The sequence below is a fragment of the Bacteroidota bacterium genome, assembly GCA_016213405.1.
Classification (GTDB): domain Bacteria; phylum Bacteroidota; class Bacteroidia; order Palsa-948; family Palsa-948; genus Palsa-948.
The window spans coordinates 67,307-86,854 of record JACRAM010000071.1 but is presented as its reverse complement, the minus strand read 5'-3'; the positions used below and the strand labels follow the sequence as shown (position 1 = coordinate 86,854).

At 42.5% G+C, this 19,548-nt stretch carries 12 protein-coding genes; 6 read left to right on the top strand and 6 right to left on the bottom strand.

Features of this window, described 5'->3' with window-relative positions; genetic code table 11:
- Window positions 1-78: 78 nt before the first annotated feature.
- Window positions 79-1,353 (bottom strand): transcription termination/antitermination protein NusA, encoded by a 1,275-nt coding sequence (gene nusA / locus HY841_09270; GenBank protein MBI4930939.1) that lies wholly within the window; start codon window positions 1,351-1,353, stop codon window positions 79-81.
- 158 nt (window positions 1,354-1,511) lie between these two features.
- Between nusA and HY841_09265 the strand changes: the two genes are divergently transcribed.
- The 3 genes from HY841_09265 to HY841_09255 all read left to right on the top strand — a co-directional run bounded on the left by HY841_09265 (window position 1,512) and on the right by HY841_09255 (window position 4,507).
- On the top strand, window positions 1,512-2,303 hold the full coding sequence (locus HY841_09265) for a hypothetical protein (GenBank protein ID MBI4930938.1): 792 nt from the start codon (window positions 1,512-1,514) through the stop codon (window positions 2,301-2,303).
- Entirely contained in the window at window positions 2,300-3,121 is an 822-nt protein-coding gene (locus tag HY841_09260) for a hypothetical protein (protein MBI4930937.1), read from the top strand. The genes HY841_09265 and HY841_09260 overlap by 4 nt, the downstream gene beginning before the upstream one ends.
- A gap of 93 nt (window positions 3,122-3,214) precedes the next feature.
- A complete protein-coding gene (locus HY841_09255) occupies window positions 3,215-4,507 on the top strand; it encodes a T9SS type A sorting domain-containing protein (protein MBI4930936.1) in 1,293 nt (430 codons plus the stop codon).
- Here the strand turns inward: HY841_09255 and hemL are convergent.
- A complete protein-coding gene (hemL, locus tag HY841_09250; GenBank protein ID MBI4930935.1) occupies window positions 4,497-5,804 on the bottom strand; it encodes a glutamate-1-semialdehyde 2,1-aminomutase in 1,308 nt (435 codons plus the stop codon). The genes HY841_09255 and hemL overlap by 11 nt on opposite strands.
- 45 nt (window positions 5,805-5,849) lie before the next feature.
- On the opposite strand from hemL, the gene kynU reads away from it, so the two are divergent.
- A complete protein-coding gene (kynU, locus tag HY841_09245) occupies window positions 5,850-7,109 on the top strand; it encodes a kynureninase (GenBank protein ID MBI4930934.1) in 1,260 nt (419 codons plus the stop codon).
- The gene (locus HY841_09240; GenBank protein MBI4930933.1) at window positions 7,106-7,627 is read left to right on the top strand and encodes an SRPBCC family protein; all 522 of its coding nucleotides are present in this window, start codon (window positions 7,106-7,108) and stop codon (window positions 7,625-7,627) included. Before kynU ends, HY841_09240 begins: the two co-directional genes overlap by 4 nt.
- Here HY841_09240 and HY841_09235 read toward each other — a convergent pair.
- Window positions 7,624-7,752 carry a FeoB-associated Cys-rich membrane protein gene (locus tag HY841_09235; GenBank protein ID MBI4930932.1) on the bottom strand — a complete coding sequence of 43 codons (129 nt, stop codon included), beginning with the start codon at window positions 7,750-7,752 and terminating at the stop codon, window positions 7,624-7,626. The genes HY841_09240 and HY841_09235 overlap by 4 nt on opposite strands.
- Before the next feature lie 78 nt (window positions 7,753-7,830).
- Here HY841_09235 and HY841_09230 point away from each other — a divergent pair, with 78 nt between their 5' ends.
- Complete coding sequence (locus HY841_09230; protein ID MBI4930931.1) at window positions 7,831-9,825, top strand: dehydrogenase E1 component subunit alpha/beta; 1,995 nt, start codon at window positions 7,831-7,833, stop codon at window positions 9,823-9,825.
- 18 nt (window positions 9,826-9,843) lie between these two features.
- On the opposite strand, the gene HY841_09225 is transcribed toward HY841_09230, so the two are convergent.
- Genes HY841_09225 through HY841_09215 form a run of 3 tightly spaced genes read right to left on the bottom strand, consistent with a single transcriptional unit; the run spans window position 9,844 to window position 19,525 of the window.
- Complete coding sequence (locus HY841_09225; GenBank protein ID MBI4930930.1) at window positions 9,844-10,905, bottom strand: PorV/PorQ family protein; 1,062 nt, start codon at window positions 10,903-10,905, stop codon at window positions 9,844-9,846.
- Window positions 10,906-10,940: 35 nt separating this feature from the next.
- Window positions 10,941-11,876, bottom strand: coding sequence for a type IX secretion system membrane protein PorP/SprF (locus HY841_09220; GenBank protein ID MBI4930929.1), 936 nt, complete (start codon window positions 11,874-11,876; stop codon window positions 10,941-10,943).
- Window positions 11,877-11,914: 38 nt separating this feature from the next.
- Entirely contained in the window at window positions 11,915-19,525 is a 7,611-nt protein-coding gene (locus HY841_09215) for a gliding motility-associated C-terminal domain-containing protein (GenBank protein ID MBI4930928.1), read from the bottom strand.
- Between the last annotated feature and the right edge of the window lie 23 nt (window positions 19,526-19,548).

The following is a 19,548-nucleotide window of genomic DNA, read 5'->3' as shown; positions in this document are numbered from 1 at the left end:
TCAGGAAGATTACACCGATTATTATTTATTCAAGAAATCGGTGTAATCTTATTTTTTTATCGGTGTAATCAAATAGTTTTATTCAAATTCTGCTCTTAATATTTTCTTCACTTCGTTTATGGTTTCTTCTTCAAGCTCGGTGCGTTTTACCAAATCTTCGTTTGGCAGTTCAAGAACGGCTTTCGCGGTGTCGCAGCCAATTTTTTTGAGTTCATCAATAATCCATTCTTCAATATCTTCTGCGAATTCATCCAGTTCAACGTCTTCAATTTCTTCTTCCACATCGCGGAACACATCAATCTCATAGCCTGTAAGTTTCCCGGCAAGCCGAATGTTATGTCCGCCTTTTCCGATAGCGAGAGAAATCTGATCGGGTTTCAGGTAAACTTCCGCGCGGTGCTTTTCATCATCTAATTTGACGGAAGTAATCTTCGCGGGGCTTAACGCACGCTGAATGAAAAGAGTTGAGTTAGATGTATAATTGATTACGTCAATGTTTTCGTTTTTCAGTTCGCGCACAATTCCGTGAATGCGCGAGCCTTTCATTCCCACGCAGGCGCCCACGGGGTCAATGCGGTCGTCATACGATTCAACAGCCACTTTGGCGCGCTCTCCCGGTTCGCGAACGATTTTTTTGATAGTGATAAGTCCGTCAAAAATCTCAGGCACTTCCAGTTCAAATAATCTTTCAAGAAATGCAGGAGAAGTTCTTGAGAGAACGATGAGCGGACTGTTGTTTTTCATTTCCACACGGGCAATCACGGCACGGATGGTATCTCCTTTTTTGAAAAAGTCGCTGGGGATTTGCTCCATCTTCGGCATGATGAGTTCGTTGCCATCATCATCCAGCACCAGCATTTCGCGCTTCCATATCTGATAAACTTCGCCTGTGATGATTTCTCCTATGCGGTCTTTATACTTATTATACACAGCGTCTTTCTCAAGGTCAAGAACGCGCCCAATTAAATTCTGGCGGATGGAGAGGATTGCTCTTCGCCCGAAATCATCGAGTTTCACTTCCTGAGCCACATCTTCATCTAAACTGAAATCTTTGTCAATTTTGTGAGCATCAGTGAGTGAAATATGTTTGTTCGGATCATAATCAAAACTATCTTCGGCAAACTCATCATCTACAACTTTTCGGTTGTGCCATATTTCTGGTTTGCCTTTGTCATTCACAATCACGTCAAAGTTTTCATCCGCACCGTATTTTTTTCGGATGATTCCTCTGAAAACATCTTCTAGGATGCTGATGAGCGTTACGCGATCAATATTCTTTACTTCCTTGAACTCCGAAAACGACTCAATCAGGGTTGCCAGGTTGTCTGCTTTTGGTGCTGTTTTAGTAGCCATTGTTATTGTTTTTAATTTTTTGAGCGATTAGAAAAGAAAAGGGGGACTTTGTCAATCCCCCTTCTCCAACTTCATATCTGGTGCAAATATAAATATAAATCCAATACACCGAAATATTTTTTCATAGGAAAGAAGGGGGTTTTACTACTTTTGTAACGATGATTTTCAGAAAATTTTCCTTCCTTATTATAGTATTATTCTCTCTCAATGCATTTTCACAGATTTCAACTACTTCGGATACCTCGCAACTTGACACGCTTTTCTTTCTGAACGGTGAAGTGAGAGCAGTGAAAGTGGTGGATACCGTTTATCACCTTGTCAGATTTCTTCCCGAAAAAAGAACAAGAAAGCCGCATGTGCAGGATGTGGAGAAGGACAGGATTTTTTCATTGAAGTTTTCCAACGGACAGGAAAGAATTGTTTATTTCCATGATTCCACCATTGGCAACGTATTCACGGTTCTTGAAGCAAAAATGTTCATGCTTGGCGAGCGCGAAGCCGACCAGCATTATAAAAACAAATGGCCGTTCATTTTCGGGTTTGTGGTTGGAGCCGGTTCGCCTATTGCTCTTTCAAACGCGGTGTTGCTTTCGCCCATTGCGCCTGCGGTTACCCCGCTTCACACGCTGATACCTGTGATTAAGATAGATACGGCAAAAATTGAGAACAAAAATTATCTGCAGTATGATACTTACCTGATGGGCTACGAAAAAGTAGCGCGGAAGAAGAACTTCATGCACAGTCTTATTGGTGCGGGAATCGGATTGGCAGTTGGATTGGGTGTATGGGCCGTTCCAGATAAAACATGGATGTCGATTGGAGATAAAACATGGGAAATGATTGGAGGTAAAAATTTCAGATATATTGTTTGTGGTTGGAGTGCGGAAATTGGCTTTGAAATTGGTTATGGTGTATGGAATCACAAAAAGCACAAAAAAAATAAAAAGTGAAAATCAAAAAGTGGGCTGACTTCCTGCTTTACTCCAACCTTTTTATTTCTTTCTGTGCAGGTGCGATGACCATTGAGACCTATTTTCTTATTCATTCCGAAATTAACTGGCTATATATTTTGTTTGTGTGTGCAAGCACGTTTGCACTGTATAATTTTCAGCGGTTGTTTTACACGGCTAAAGCATCCGGTGACAGCAAGTCAGAACGCCATCACTGGATTTTTGAAAACAAAAAACCACTGATGATTTTATCTGCAATTGCATTAGTGGGAATTGCAATAATCATTTTCTCTTTTCCTCTTAATTTTATTTTATGGTTTTTACTTTTTGGTCTCATCTCGCTTTCCTACTTTCTTCCTTTCACCAATCTCAGAAGAATTCCGCTTGTTAAGGCAGCGCTGGTTGCACTTGTATGGACTTGCATTACCTATTATTTTCCTGTGTTATTTTTATCCCCCTCTGGAGGGGGTGCAGGGGGAGGACTGTCTCGGTTTTTTTTCCTGCTCTCATTAGCCATCGCTTTTAACATCCGCGATATAGAAATTGACCGAAAGTCAGCAGTAAAAACATTGCCTGTAATTTATGGTGAGATGCCGGCAAAACTTCTTTGCGTGATTTTTCTTTTAATTTTTTCTGCGTTGGTATTTTTGTCTGATTACGTTTTGAAAATTCAAATCGCATTATTGTTTTCATCACTTGTAACTGTCATTCTGATTTTTAATGCAAGCGAATCACGCTCAGAGTATTTTTATTCGCTATGGATGGATGGGATGATTTTGCTGCAGCTCCTGTTGGTATTGATAGCCGTAAACCTTTAATTGGTCTAAAAAGATGCTTTAAGTCAATAAGCAGGAAAAGATTTTTTTCTACCTTGTTCCCTAATAGTAACAAACCAGTTGCAGATTTTAAATATGAAATCGAATAAAAATAATTACCTTTTTTTATTAATAAGTTTTATATATTCTTTTTCAGTCATTGCACAAACTACCTTTAACTGGACCGGATATTCTAGCAACTCAGCCAGTTGGAACCCTTCGGTTAATTTTAATGTCACAACTGCCACAGCAGGAGGTGGAGTTTTTGACAGACGAGAAAGCGGCTCTTCAGGAACATCTGCCATAAGCGGTACAAGTGGCGATCAAGCTCAAAATTGCGGAACATACACTGGCTTAAGATTAGAAATGAGTGGCTCGGGAAATGGTTCAGGAACTGGCGTTTGGGATAATAGTATTACTGTAACTATAAATTTCCCAAATATTGTTATTGCTCCCGTCACCTTTAATATTTATGATATCACGGAAACTTTTTACTATGATGGATCTAATTATTATGTGTACTATCAGGATAAAGCTACAATCAATGCCCTTGATAATGCAAGCAGTCCGGTTATTCCAACCGTAACAATTTCCGGAGCAATTGATAATACGACTTCAGGAAATTCAAGGGTCTTAACAGCAAACAGTGTAAATGGTGCCTGTGCCAATCAGGCAGTTTCAGTTGGAACGGCAGGGCAGCAGATAAAACAAATCACAATAGTATATTTAAGTCAAGATCCGCCAACACATTGTCCTGCACCGGCTGGCTCTCCGGTGCGTTACGGAGTTTCTCAATACCAATATATTTTTATTTCTCCCATTACAGTTTCAGGATTATTGCCTGTTGAATTACTCTCCTTCACAGGCAAATGTGATGCAAACAAAAAAATATTTGAATGGGCAACCGCTTCAGAAACCAACAATGATTATTTCACCATTGAAAAAAGCAAATATGGACTTGAATTTGAAAAACTGGGAGAAATTAAAGGAGCAGGTAACAGCAGCACGCAGAAAAATTATAAAACAGAATTTACTGAAGAAGATGAATATTATTACTACCGCCTGAAGCAAACGGATTTTGACGGAAAGTTTTCTTATTCAAATATTGTTCACGTCAATTGCTTTCAGAATTATTACGATGGCGCTTCTCTTTCCCCGAATCCGGCAACTGATGAAATAAATATTCATTTTGAATCTGCCACAAACGCAAATGTTGAATATACAATCACAGATATTTTTGGAAGAACTTTGAAACAGGAAGCAAAAGCGCAAAGCGGAAATGTATTTTCAATTGACACCAAGCAACTTCCGAAAGGAGTTTATTTTTTCAGATTAAAGCAAGAAGATGGATTGAATTCTTTTCCTGCTTTGAGATTTATTAAGCAGTGATTTTTTTCAAGCTTTCGGAAATAATTTCTCCCGCTTTTTTCAAATCACCTTCCGTATGTGCCTCACTCACAAACCCCACTTCATATCCCGAAGGTCCGAGATAAACTCCGCTTTCTAAAAGTTTGTGATACGATTTTCTGAAATGTTTCATGGAGTCAGCATCAATTTCTTCTGCACTTTTGATTTTTTCTTTATCCGTAAACGCAAGCCAAAATATACTTCCAATTGAAAAAACTTTTACTTGTGATTTGTGACTTATGATTTGTGACTTTATATTCTCCACAAACATTTTCGTCTTCTTCTCAAGCCCTTTGTAAAATCCTTTCTTCAAACATTCAGTAAGCTGTGCAATTCCTGCTGCCATCGCCACAGGATTTCCGCTAAGCGTTCCCGCCTGATACACATCTCCTTCGGGAGAAATCTTGCTCATGATTTCCGCACTTGCTCCGTAAGCGCCAACAGGCAAACCGCCACCGATAATTTTTCCGTAAGTAATAATATCGGGTTTGATATTATAGAAACCTGCTGCGCCAGTGAATCCGATTCTGAATCCTGAAATCACTTCATCAAAAATCAAGAGCGATTTATTTTCTGTACAGATGTTGCGGAGGAATTGCAAATAAGATTTATCCTGCAATAGCAAACCGTTATTGGCAGGAATCGGTTCGATGATAATGCAGGCAATTTGATTTTTGAATTTTGCGAATGCTTCGCGTACCGCTTCTTTATTATTCAGCGGACAAACAATTGTTTCGTTCACAAATGCTTCGGGAACTCCTGCGGAGGAAGTATTCCCGAAAGTCACCAAACCCGAACCTGCTTTCACCAGCAAAGAATCCGAATGCCCGTGATAACATCCTTCAAACTTTAAAATTTTATTTCGTTTTGTAAATCCTCTCGCCAGACGAATTGCGCTCATCACCGCTTCCGTTCCCGAACTCACAAAACGGATTTTCTCAATGAACTTATTATTCGACAGAATTAATTCTGCCAATTTATTTTCCAGTTCTGTTGGAGCACCGAATGAACTTCCCTTTTCTACAGTAGATTTTATTGCTTCCACCACTTTCGGATGCGCGTGCCCGAGAATCAGCGGTCCCCACGAACAACAAAAATCAATGTACTCGTTTCCGTCAGCATCCCAGATGTGAGAACCTTTTCCGCGGTCAATAAATAACGGAGTTCCTCCCACCGAGCGAAAAGCGCGTACGGGAGAATTCACACCTCCGGGAAAATAGCTTTTTGCTTTTTGGTATAATGCTTCTGATTTGTTCCTTCGGGATTTTTCTTTCTTCATACTTGGCGCAAAGATATATCTTTGGCTCTTTCTTAGTGAAGAATGATGAAATACGAAAACGCACTTCAATTCGCCCAAGCACAGGATAAAAAAGATCCGCTGAAAAAATTCCGTTCGAAATTTTTATTTCCGAAGCATAAAGGGAAAAATGTGATTTACTTCACAGGCAATTCTCTCGGGCTTCAGCCGAAGTCCGCTTCAAAATATATTCAGCATGAATTGGATGTCTGGGCAAAGTTTGGAGTGGAAGGACATTTCAAAGCGAAGAATCCTTGGTTTTCCTATCATGAAACTCTGGCTGAATCGCTTTCGAAAATTGTTGGAGCGAAACAGAGTGAAGTAGTAGCAATGAACCAGCTGACGAGCAACATTCATTTTTTGTTTGTGTCATTTTATCGTCCGGAAAAAGAGCGATATAAAATTCTATGCGAAGCAAAAGCATTTCCATCCGATCAGTACGCAATTGAATCACAGGTAAAATTTCACGGGTATAATCCTGAAAATGCAATCATTGAAGTAGCGCCAAGAGCAGGCGAACACTGTATCCGCCACGAAGATGTTTTATCTGCCATCGAAAAAAATAAAAACGAACTCGCGCTGGTTTTCATAGGAGGAGTGAATTATTACAACGGACAGGCGTTCGACATGAAATCAATCACCGAAGCGGGGCACAAAGCAGGAGCAAGGGTTGGTTTTGATCTGGCGCATGCGGCAGGAAATATTAAAATGAATCTTCACAACTGGAATGTGGATTTTGCCTGCTGGTGTTCTTATAAATATCTGAATTCAGGACCGGGAAATGTTGCCGGAGCATTCATTCATGAAAAACATCACAATAAAGATTTACCGATGTTTGCCGGGTGGTGGGGATATAATAAAGAGAAGCGTTTTAAAATGGAAAAAAACTTTGTGCCGATTCCTACTGCGGAAGCATGGCAGGTGAGTAACGCGTCTGTTCTTTCAATGGCGGCACATAAAGCGGCTCTCGATATTTTTATGGAAGCGGGAATAGATACGCTCGCAGAGAAAAGTAAAAAGCTAACAGGATATTTGGAGTTTATCATTCAAGAAATTAATGCACAAGCAGGAATTCACAAGCAGGAAATAATTACGCCAAAAGAAAGAGGATGTCAATTGAGTATCATTGCGCACGGTAGGGGAAAAGAATTATTTAACAAATTGATAAATGAAGGTGTGATTGCTGACTGGCGTGAACCAAACGTAATCCGCTGTGCACCCGTTCCGCTGTATAATTCATTTGAGGATATTTTCAGGTTTGGAGAAATACTTAGAAAAGAAATATGAAAAAAACCCTGAAGTATTCCGGTCTGGTTCTCTTTGTAATAGTTATTACCTTTTTCTCTCTTGGCATTTTTATTCCTTCTTTCGAATATGAAAACAAAGTTACTGTGAATAAACCCATTGAACAATCTTTCAAAATTTTTAATAATGTATTAAAATTATCTGAATGGGTTCCGGGATTTAAAGGAATAAGACTGCTCAATGGTAAGCAAAATGAAATAGGAAGCAAAATGGAATTAACGCTTGTGCAGGGGAGCGAAACGTATATTGTGTCACAGGAAATAACAGAGTTCAAAGAAAATGAAGTGTTTGCTTTTTCTCTCGACAACGATATGCTCACGAATGAGTGCAAAATTAAATTCATCAATAAAGGAACGTCAACAGAAATTATTTCTTCAAATCATATTACAGGAAAAAATATTTTCTGGAAATCACTTTTTGTTTTTTCTCATTCGTATTTCAAGGCACAAAGCAAGGAGATGTACGATAAACTGAAGGAAGTGATAGAAATAAGTAATTAAGCCTTCTCGTTTGCCGGACAGGATGCACAGCCCTTTGCGGATTTTTTTCTGAAAGTCAGATAAGCGCGATAGCCGAGGTAGAAAACAGCGGATGCGAGCATGAGATATACAAGAATCTGTTGCATGTGCAAACTTATTAAATTTGCCTCTCACAATTCTACCCTTTTTCAGGTATTTTTCCTATGATAACTGCAGATTCTTCCATGAAATTCGATAAAAAAAATTATTCTGATGAAATTCTTCTTTCGCTTTATAAAGAACTCATCAAGCCGAGGATGATTGATGAAAAAATGCTCATTCTTCTTCGCCAAGGGAAAATTTCAAAATGGTTTTCAGGAATCGGGCAGGAGGCAAGTTCGGTGGGAGCTGCGATGGCTTTGGAAAAAGACGAATACATTCTTCCCTTGCACCGTAATCTCGGAACATTTACTGTGAGAGGAATTCCGCTCGCCAAATTGTTTGCGCAGTTTCAGGGAAAGAAATCAGGGTTTACAAAAGGGCGAGACAGAAGTTTTCATTTCGGTACCCAGGAATACAAAATTGTTGGAATGATTTCTCACCTTGGTCCGCAGATGGGAGTTGCGGACGGCATCGCACTCGGACATCTCCTGAAAAAAGAAAAAAAGGTGACGCTGGTTTACACCGGAGATGGCGGAACTTCCGAAGGAGATTTTCACGAAAGCATAAATGTTGCTGCTGTCTGGGATTTGCCCGTGATTTTCGCTATAGAAAATAACGGTTATGGGCTTTCAACTCCATCTTCAGAACAATTCCGATGCAAACAATTTATTGATAAAGCAATCGGCTACGGAATTGAAGCAGTTCAAATTGACGGCAACAATGTGCTGGAAGTTTACGATACAGTAAAATCTCTGGCTGAATCCATCCGAAAAAACCCAAGACCGATTCTATTAGAATGCATCACCTTTCGCATGCGAGGACACGAGGAAGCATCAGGAACAAAATACATTGATCCGAAATTATTTGAAGAGTGGGGAAGAAAAGACCCTATTAAGAAGTATGAAAAGTTTTTACTTGATTCAACTATTCTCAGCGAAAAAATAATATCTGAATTCAAATCAAAAATCAAAAAAGAAATTGATGAAGGAATTGAAATTGCCTTTTGTGAAAAAGAAATTGAACCAGATACAGAAGAAGAAATAAAAGATGTATTTGCTTTTTGTCCCCCTCTGGAGGGGGTGAAGGGGGAGGATTCTGAACCGAAATCAGAAAAGCGTTTAGTTGACGCAATTTCTGACGGACTTCGTTTAGCTATGCGAAAACATTCCAACCTCGTTCTGATGGGACAAGACATTGCTGAATACGGAGGCGTTTTCAAAATCACGGATGGATTAGTAAAAGAATTTGGAAAAGAGAGAGTGCGCAATACTCCTCTTTGCGAAAGTGCGGTTCTTGGAGCAGGATTTGGACTCAGCATCAACGGAATGAAAGCAATGGTAGAAATGCAGTTTGCGGATTTTGTTTCGGAAGGGATGACACAAATTGTAAATAATCTTGCGAAGGCGCACTGGCGATGGGGACAATCTGCAGATGTGGTTGTGCGAATGCCTACTGGTGCCAGTGTTGCTGCAGGTCCGTTTCATTCTCAATCAAACGAAGCGTGGTTTTTTCATGTTCCCGGTCTGAAAATAGTTTATCCCGCTTTTCCCGCTGACGCGAAAGGACTTTTGCTTTCTGCATTCGAAGATCCGAACCCCGTGATGTTCTTTGAACATAAAGCGCTTTACCGAAGCATTACAGGAAATATTCCTGATGGTTATTATACAATTCCAATCGGTAAAGCAAAAATTTTGAAAGAAGGAAATGCGGTGACTGTTATTACTTACGGAATGGGCGTGCACTGGGCGCTGGAAATAATTGAGAGAAATAATTCTGAACTTGTTTCAGGGATTGAACTGATTGATTTGCGCTCGCTCGCCCCGCTGGATACTGAAACTATTTTTGAGAGCGTGAAAAAAACAGGTAAAGCAATTATCCTACACGAAGACGCACTCACAGGAGGAATTGGCGGAGAAATTTCTGCACTTATTACGGAAAATTGTTTTGACTATTTAGATGCGCCTGTCATGCGCGAAGGTTCGCTCAATACTCCCGTTCCTTTTACCGAAACCTTAGAAAAAAACTTTTTGCCCAAGGAAAGATTTGAGAAGAAGTTACTTGAGTTATTGAGTTATTAAGTTAATTAAGCGTAAAACTCATCCTTCAATAAAATAAGACTGCATATTTTTCTTTTCTGCTTTCTTTAAAGAATTAAAATCAAACGATAAAGTAAAACGCAGAGTATTTTGAAGCGGATGGCGCTGCTCAGTCGGAATCAGGTAAGCAAAGTCAAGACTGAATACAGAATATCTGACTCCGAGCCCAAGTGTAAAATATTTTCTTCCTCCATATTCCGGACGCTCGTAAAAAAATCCGCTTCTAACAGCAAACATTTGTGCATGCCAGTATTCAATCCCGGAACCAATGTTTACAGTTTGAAACTGTTCCGGCAAGGTATTAATGACAGGAAATGGAACAAGCAGGCGGTTTGCATCGCATACAACTTCTACAGAATTCTGTTTATCAATATCAACTTTGTATGAAACCCCCGCGCGGAGATTTTGAGGGAGGAATTCTCTGTTTCCAGTATTGTTATATGCAATTTTACTTCCAATGTTAGAAAGATTTATTCCCCACGAAAATTTAGATGAAATATCTTTCAGCATAATTGTATCCGTCCAGTAACACGACATATCAGCAGCGACAGACCATGCCGGGTTCCCTGACAAACTTACATTGGAATAAATATATTTTAAAACTCCTCCGCCAGATATTTTTTTCGACAATAAAGTGGAAAATGAAACACCCGATGTTTCTTCATGAGCGCGAAATTGCCCAATAGCCGGAACAGAAACATCTCTCCAACTGAAATATTTTGTAAAAATTCCAAAAGCACTGTTCTTTTTTATTTTTTTATACAAACCGATATCTGCCATATTAATATCAGGAACTAATGCTCTCAGCCATGGAGTATATGAAACAGCTGCTCCGAAATCTTTTTTTATAAAAGCATTTTTTGAAGCGTTCCAGTGATTCGACCACGCATCCGGAGTTGAAGCGCATCCTGCATCACCCATTGCTCCTGCCCGCGCATCAGGAGTGATTAATAAAAAAGGAACTGCAGTCGTAATCGTATTTAATTGCCCGTATAAAGAAACGCGTTGAGCAAATGAAAAGGATTGAATAAAGAATAAAAAAATAACGACAGTTTTTTTCATCACCTGCCGTTAACGCAATAAGAAGAGAAATATTTTTATTCCTCCTTCGGAGCTGTAGGCGTAACAGGCGCTTTAAAGCGCAAGCCAATCATGAGTTCATGAGTTCCGTTGTTGTAGTTTTTCAGATTGGTGGTGGTGATGTCGTATGAATAGCCAAAAGTGAGATTGTCTTTGTAGGTGTAGCCCACCATGGCGCTCATGGCATCGTTGGTTCGGTAAGTTCCGCCAATCCATATTTTATTTTTGTAGAAGATGCGCACTCCACCGTCAATCTGTACGGGCACGGGACTAACAAATTTCACAAGCAAGGATGGCTCTGCGGAAAATTCATCCGTGATAAATAATTTATATCCTGCCGTGGCATAAAAGTGCGTGGCAAGAGTTCCTGTGGGAGTAGGAGTAGTGAAAAGATTCAGCTTGGCAGGATAAATCTGCGGAACATATCCGCCCAGCCACCAGTTGCCTGTTCCGTTATCTTTCGGAAGCCCGTATAAATAAAATGAAGTGCCGAGATCGGGAACAATTTCAGATTCATATCCGTTTGCAAAAACATAATCGCTTTTATTATCGAGCGTAAGTTTGGAAGCATCTACTGCAAATTGCATTACTCCTGCGGAAAGAGAAAGTGAAATTTTTATTTTTTCATTTATCTTAACGTGATATGCATACGAGCCGCTGAAACCGATTCTTCGCGTGGGTCCGGCAATATCCGTAAATAAATATCCGCCTACTCCCATGTTTTTTGGTTTGAGAGGTCCGTTCATGCTGAGCGCATACGTGCGCGGAGCATCGGTGATTCCCATCCACTGCAGGCGGTTGGCAGATACCACATCAAAGTACGGACGGCTTCCTGCCACCGCTGGGTTTTGGAAATAATCGTTCAGCATGTATTGCGAGAACAAAGGCAATTGCTGGGCAAACAAGTCAGAAGCCAGAAGCCAGAAGCCGGAAGCCAGAATAATTTTTTTCATTTTCATTTTCTTTAAGACGAACAATTAATAACAACTGTTTATCTAAGTATCGTTATCGGTCCAGTAATCGGTTCTTTATGTAAATCGCTGTTCAGGTTGATGACGTAATAATATGTTCCAACAGGTAAATCATTGTTGTTGTATTTGCAATTCCATTTTTCTTTGTAGCCAATAGAGTGGAACAATAATTCTCCCCATCGGTTGTACACTTCCACCAGCGCATCGGGGAATTGCTCAATGTTTGAAATTTCCCATATATCGTTGATGCCGTCACCATTTGGTGAAAGACCATCGTTCACAATCACATCCGTAATAATCGTAACGCGCACTGTATCCCATGCCATGCATCCGCTTGTGTCAGTAACTGTGAGCGTGTAAGTAGTTGTCACGGTTGGATTCGCAGTCGGATTCGCGCAAGTAGTACAGCTCAATCCGCTTGCGGGAGACCATAAGTAATTTCCGCTTCCAGTTCCATTGAGACCCGTGCTTGCCGTTGAAAGAATAGTTACGTTTGTTCCGGCATCAGCGGTGGGAAGAGGATAAATGGTTACAGCCACCGTATCAGTATCAGAGCAAATTCCGTTTGAAACTATGACTGCGTAGTCCGTTGAAAGCACAGGAGAAACAATCGTACAACTATCAGTATCAAGAGGAGTCCAAGAGTAAAGTTGATACCATGTGGAAACAATTCCATTAATGCTGAGCGTGTCGCAGAGTTGGGTGCTTCCACCCAGACAGAACGCAATGTCATTGCCGGCATTTGCAACCGGCATGGCGAGAACGGTTACAGAAACAGAATCAGTATCAGAACAAATTCCGTTCATGCCGATAATCCCGTAAGTATAAGTTCCCACAGCGGGTGAAACCATGATGCAGTTTCCTGTCGCGATAGGAGTCCATCCCGGAAGCGTGTACCATTGATAATTGTTTGCGCCTGAAGAACAAAGCAATGCAGAATCTCCCTGGCAAATAATTGTATCGTTGCTTGAAACTAAAACAGGATAATTATTTACTGTTACTACAACCGTATCGGTATCGGAACAAATTCCGTTTGTTGCGATGAGTGCAATGGAATCTACACCTGCTGGAGGAGAAACGTTGATGCAGTTGGTACTGCCAATGAGCGTCCATCCGGGTAATTGATACCACGCGATTGAAGTTGCATTGATACTTCCGCTGCAAAGTGTTGCTGTTCCACCCGCGCAATAAGAAGTATCATTTCCCGCATCAGCAATAACAACAATCGCTGTATCAACCGTCATTGAATCAATGAAGGTGCATCCGTTGGCATCGGTGATAAGTACGGAATCAATTCCCGGGCAAAGCCCTGAAATATCTTCGGTGATTTGTCCTCCTGGCGACCACAGGAATGTATAAGGAGTCGTTCCTCCTGTTGGAGTGATGTCAATACTTCCATCACATGTGTTCGCGCAGTTAGCATTAGTAACAACATCCGTTAATGTAATTGGAGCAGGTGCAGTAAGCGTAACTGTTGCTGTGACCAAACAATTATTTGCATCAGTAAGTACGAGGGTGTAGTTTCCAGCGCAAAGACCTGAACAGGAAGAAGTGGTGCATCCGCCAGGAGCCCATAAATAAGTATAAGGTGGAGTTCCTCCGGTTGGAGCAGATGAAACAGAACCATTGCAATCACCATTGCAAAGAGGATTCACACCTGAAATATTTGCAACCAGAAGTGCAGGTTCAGTAATGATTACGGAATTGCTATGAATGCATCCGATGGCATCTGTTACGGTTATCGTAAATGTTCCCGCACATAATCCGGTTGCGGTGCTGGTTGTTTGTCCGCCTGTCCACGCGTATGTATAAGGCAAAGTTCCTCCGGAAACAACTATCGTTGCAGTTCCATCACAAGAAGCATTACACGAATCATTGGTAGAAGTTACAGTAGAAGTAAGAACTGAGTTCTCTCCAATGGTGAATGTGGTAGTGAGCACACAACCATTTGCATCAGTGATGGTCAACGTATAATTTCCGGAACATTGACCGGTGATGGAAGCAGTTGTTTGCATGCCGGGGAACCATGAATAAGTTAATGCACCTGTTCCACCGGTTGCACCGGTGGTAATGTTCCCGTCACACATGCTAAAGCAAGTTGCATTTGTCACAGTTGGATTAGCAACAATCTGCGGAGGTTCGGCAATGTTGGTGTCTGCAACAGATATACATCCGTTTGTATCTGTTACCGAAACCCAATATGGATTTTGATTAACGCATAGTCCGGTTGCTGTCTGAGTTGTCTGCGATTGGAATGTCCACAAATAAACCCATGGAGGTCCATCTCCTGTTGCAGAAACCGTTGCGGTTCCATCGCAGAAACTATTGCAGGTAACAGTTGTTACGCTGAAGGTGAGGGCAGGTCCTGACGTATTGCTTACGCCAATTGTATCAATACTGATACACCCGTTGGCATCCATTACCGTATCAATATAAACTCCTGCACAAAGTCCGGTAATTCCTGGAGTGGTTTCTCCTGTGCTCCAGAAATAGGAGTAAGGCGGAGTTCCTCCCGAAGCGATGATGGTGATGCTTCCGTTGCAAAGCATGCAAGTTGCCGGAGCAACTCCGTTCGCTTGTGTGAGCGGAGTGGGTGCACCAATTAGTGTAGATGTAGTATCAGAACATCCATTTGCATCACTTAATATCAGCGTGCAAGTTCCAGCACACAATCCTGTTGCTGTGCCGGTGGTTTGTCCATTGCACCAGAGGAAAGTATAAGGAGGAGTTCCTCCTACAGGAGAAGAGGTTGCTGTTCCATCACATCCTCCGAAGCAGAGGGGAGAAGTATTTGTGATACCCGGCTGGAGTACGGAAGGTGCGGAAATGGAGAAAAAACTATTCGTAACACAACCATTTGCATCTGAAACATCAAGTGTGTAGGATGAGCCATCACACAATCCGGTTACAGAAGATGTAGTTAATCCTCCGGGATTCCACAGATACGTATAGGCTCCTGTTCCACCGCTGACACTTGCCGAAGCAGTTCCATCACATCCTCCGGAACAGCTTGCGTTAGTGAACGTAACTGTCGCAGAAAGCGCTGCCGGTTCTGTGATGTTTACGCTTTGCGTGGAGGCACACCCATTCGCATCGGTTACTGTTCCCTGATAATTTCCAACGCACAAACTGTCGGCAGTTGCGGTGGTATCACCATTGCTCCATGAATAAGTATAGGCGGTTGTTCCTCCGGCTACCATGAGAGTAGCAGTTCCATCGCAAAGAGAATTACAAGTGATGTTTGTCGAAGTGATGGTAGTAGTAAGAACTGCCGGCTCTGTTATCACCACAGTTGCCGTGGCTGTGCATCCATTATTATCCGTTACAATTATGCTATAAGTGCCAGGGCATAATCCAACAATGGGAGGGATGGGCGCTCCTGTGCTCCATAAATAAGTATAACTGCCGTTGCCTCCTGCCGCTGTCGCTATTGCTGTTCCATCGCAGTTTCCATTACAGGTTACGTTTGTAGATGCAATCGTCACCGAAAGGGCAGAAGGTTCTGTTACACAGATCGGGATGGTGTCATCGCATCCGGTTGCATCTGTAATAATAACGGTATAGCATCCGGCAATTAATCCTGTTGCGCAGGAGGTTGACTGCCCGTTGCTCCATGAAAATGTATATGGGTTTACTCCACCCGTTGGGGATAAACAAATGCTTCCATTATTTCCTCCGTTACAGGAAACATTTGTTATCACAGGATTCGGAACAAAGGGCGGTGGGTCAGTAAGGACTATTGTTGCAAAAGTGGTGCAAGGCACCGCATCAATTACCTGAAAGATATATGTTCCGGCACAAAGTCCGGTGATGGAAGAGGTGGTTTCTCCTCCGGGAGACCATAAGAAAGTATAAGGAAGTGTGCCTCCCGAAACAGAAACGGAAATTGAACCGTTGCAATCACTGTAACAAACAGGATTGATTGCGCTCGTTACCGTAACAGACAAGGTGCTGATGTTGCTCACTGCAATAGGGAAAACAGCTGAACAGAGAGCCGCATCCGTTATGGTGACCGTATAAATACCGGATGGTATTGCTGTAATGCAGGAAGTGGTTTCTCCACCGGGCGCCCAGGAGTAGGTGTATGGAGAAGTGCCCCCTGTTGGCGCCAGACAAATGCTTCCGTCACTCAAACCGCAGTTTGCATCCGTCACACTTTGATTAGCAAGGATGACTGAAATATTTCCAACTGTTACGGTATTTGTAATGGTGCAATTCATCATATCAGTAACGGTAACAGAATAATTTCCTGCACATAACCCGGTTGCAGTTGCGGTAGTTTGATTAGGAAAAATATTCCAATTATAAGTATACGCGCCTGTTCCTCCTGATGGAGTGGATGTTGCAGTGCCGTTGCATATTCCGCAGGAGGCAACGGTAGCGCTCATAGTTGAAGCAAGCGGAGGCGGGTCAGTAAATGTTACCGTGTTAGTAGTAATACATCCGTTTATATCAGACACCGTTACGGTATAAGTTCCCGCACATAATCCTGTTGCAGTTTGGGTGGTTTGAATCGGACAGCACCACTGATAATTATAAGGAACGCCTCCGCCAGATGGAGTTGCTGTTGCAATTCCATCGCAGGAGCCGGCACAACTCACGCTTGTGCCATTAACAGTAACAGTGAGCGTGACCACAGGAGGTATGGTTGCCGTTAACGTATTGGTACACCCATTGGCATCCGTCACCGTGACACTGCAAGTGCCTATGCATAATCCGATAGCCGCAGAAGTTGTTTGCCCGTCACACCACAAAAATGTATAGGGAGAAGTGCCTCCCAATGTTGATACAGTCGCAGTGCCGGTGCATAACGTACAACTTGATGTGGTAGAACCTATGGAAGAAGAAAGAACTGTTGGTTGAAAAATATTGATAACGTTAATATTCGTACATCCGTTTGCATCCGTTATCGTAACAGTTACATTTCCTGCGCATAATCCGGTGGCAGCGCTGGTTGTTTGTCCGTTTGACCATAAAAATGTGTAAGGAGAAGTTCCTCCCGATGGAGATGAAGTGGCAGAGCCATCACATAGTCCGGCACATGAAACACTATCTACTACAACAGCATTTGCGGTTAAAGGTAATGGCGCTACTAATGTATATGTGTTTGTGAAAGTACATCCCTTGCTATCGGTTACTGTTAAGGTGTAAGTTCCTGCACCAAGCCCGGCAATGCATGAAGTGGTTTGGCTGCCCGGCTGCCATAAAAAAGTATAGCCCGGAGTTCCTCCCCCTGCAATTGCACATAGCGAACCGTTGGTGGCGCCATTGCAGGTAGGGTCAGTAGCATTAACAATAACTATTAAAGGAGTAGGTTGAATAAAAAATACACTGGCGCTTGCCGTGCATCCATTGGTATCTGTTACAGTTACTGAATAACTTCCTGCGCAGAGCCCGGAAATGGAAGCAGTGGTGGCGGTAGGACCGGTGTTCCATAGATAGGAATAGGGTGCAGTTCCTCCGAGTACAGATACAACGGCTGTTCCATTGCAATCGCCATTGCAGTTAAGCGGATTAGGAGTTGCGGAAGAAATAGACGCGCTCAATGTTCCGGGCTGAGTTACTGTTATTGTGGCTGTACTAGAACAGCCGTTTGCATCCGTAAGAGTTAGTGTTTTAGTGCCCGTGCAAAGTCCGGTGACTGTAGAAGTGGTGTATCCTCCCGTCATCCATAAATAAGTATAAGGAGTGGTGCCGCCTGAAGCCGATGAAGTAACAGTTCCGTCACAAATTCCGTTGCAGGTTGCCGGAGTCATAGATAAATTTGGAAGCAGTGGCAGAGGTTCCGTGATAGCAACAGTAGCTGTGGCAGTGCATCCTTTTGAATCGGTAACAGTGATGGTGTAATTTTGCGCGCATAAACCCGCGCAGGCAGATGTTGTGCATCCACCGGGAGACCATGCATAAGTATAAGCAGGTGTTCCTCCGCTTGCCGTAGCGGTAACGCTTCCGTTACACAACCCGTTGCAGGTAACATTTGTTGCCGTAGCAGTAACGGTGAGCAATGGCGGTTCGGTAATAGTAACGGTTCCTGATTTAGTGCACCCGTTCGCATCCGTTACATTTACTGTATAAGTTCCTGCGCACAAACCCGTGCAGGAAGAAGTGGTACACAAACTTGGATTCCATAAATAAGTGTAGGGAGAAGTTCCGCCCGATGCATTGGCGTTTACAGTTCCTGTACATTGCCCGAAACAATTAATGTTTGTTCCGGTGGGCGCAACTGTAAGCGCAGCGGGCTGAGTAATGGCAATGGTATTTGTCAGTGTACATCCGTTTGCATCAGTCAGTGTGAGTGTGTAATTGCTAGCGCACAACCCTGTAACAGCAGAAGTAGTGTACCCTCCCGGCATCCATGAATACGTGTAAGCAGGAGTGCCGCCCGATGCAGTGGCAGTTACCGAGCCCGTGCAAACTCCGTTGCATAAAAGATTGGTGCCTGTAACAGTAACAGTAAGTGCAGGGGGCTGGGTAATGGAAGTAGTATAAGTGGCGGTGCAGGTTTCTGTATCTGTTACCGTGCAGGTTAATGATAAAGGAGCGCAAAGCCCTGTGATGCACGAAGTAGTTGCACCGTTGCTCCATGAATAGGTATACGGAGGATTTCCTCCTGTTGGCGCAACACAGGCGCTGCCGTTGCACAAGCCAAAGCAAGTAACATTTGTGGATGTACCGTTTGCTACTAACAGAGGCGGCTGCCCCACAGTAGCCAGTTTTGTTTTAGTGCACCCGTTGGCATCGGTAACAAGTACTGTACAAGAACCTACGCATAGTCCAGTAGCAGTTGCTGTGGTTTGCCCATTGCACCAGAGGTAAGTATAAGGCGCTGTTCCTCCGGAAGGATTTGCTGTAGCCGAACCATCACACAGTCCAAAACAGGAAGTAGTAGGAGAGGGAGGACTGATACCTATAAGTAATGAAGCAGGTTCTGTCAGAGCAATGGAGCCGGTGCAATAATTCTGCAGTGGCATATTACTGTCCCATACTTCTATCGTTTTTGTTCCTACACATAAACCCGTGGCAGTGGTTGTAGTTTGTCCGCTGGGTGTCCATAAATAACTGTAAGGAGGAACTCCACCCGATACCGAAACAGTGGCAGTTCCATCGCAACCGCCATTACAAGATATATCGGTGCCGCTGATAACAAGAGTAAGAGTATACGTACCGCTAACACATGTTACGGTGGTAGTTGCAGCAAAAGGAAGGGAGATATTATCAAGGCGAAAGGACTGCTCATTTTTGAGAGGGAACTCTATAAACTTCCATCCTTCTTTCACAATAATCTTAGAAAAACCAATAATCAGCGCGCTCTTGTTTTTTGTTCGGAAAACAGAGCGGCATGAAATAACCTGATTGTTGCAATTAATAATTCCATTGAGAAGGTATAGGTCGCGGCATTCTACAGATTTTTCTACCAATACAATTTCTCCCTCATTAGTAAAAGAGTTGCCATCAAAGGTTACATCATCTGTTGATGTGGGAAGAGATGCTCCTGGAATTCCTCCGCTTTTTTCTGACCAGTGTTTTGCATCATTCCAATTCCCCGAACCGGCTACCCAAAAGCGCTCACCGGCAGATGCGCCATAAATAAATGAGAGAGAAAAAACAAGGAGTAAAACTATTCTTTTCAAGTCCGCAGTATTTATTGAATGGA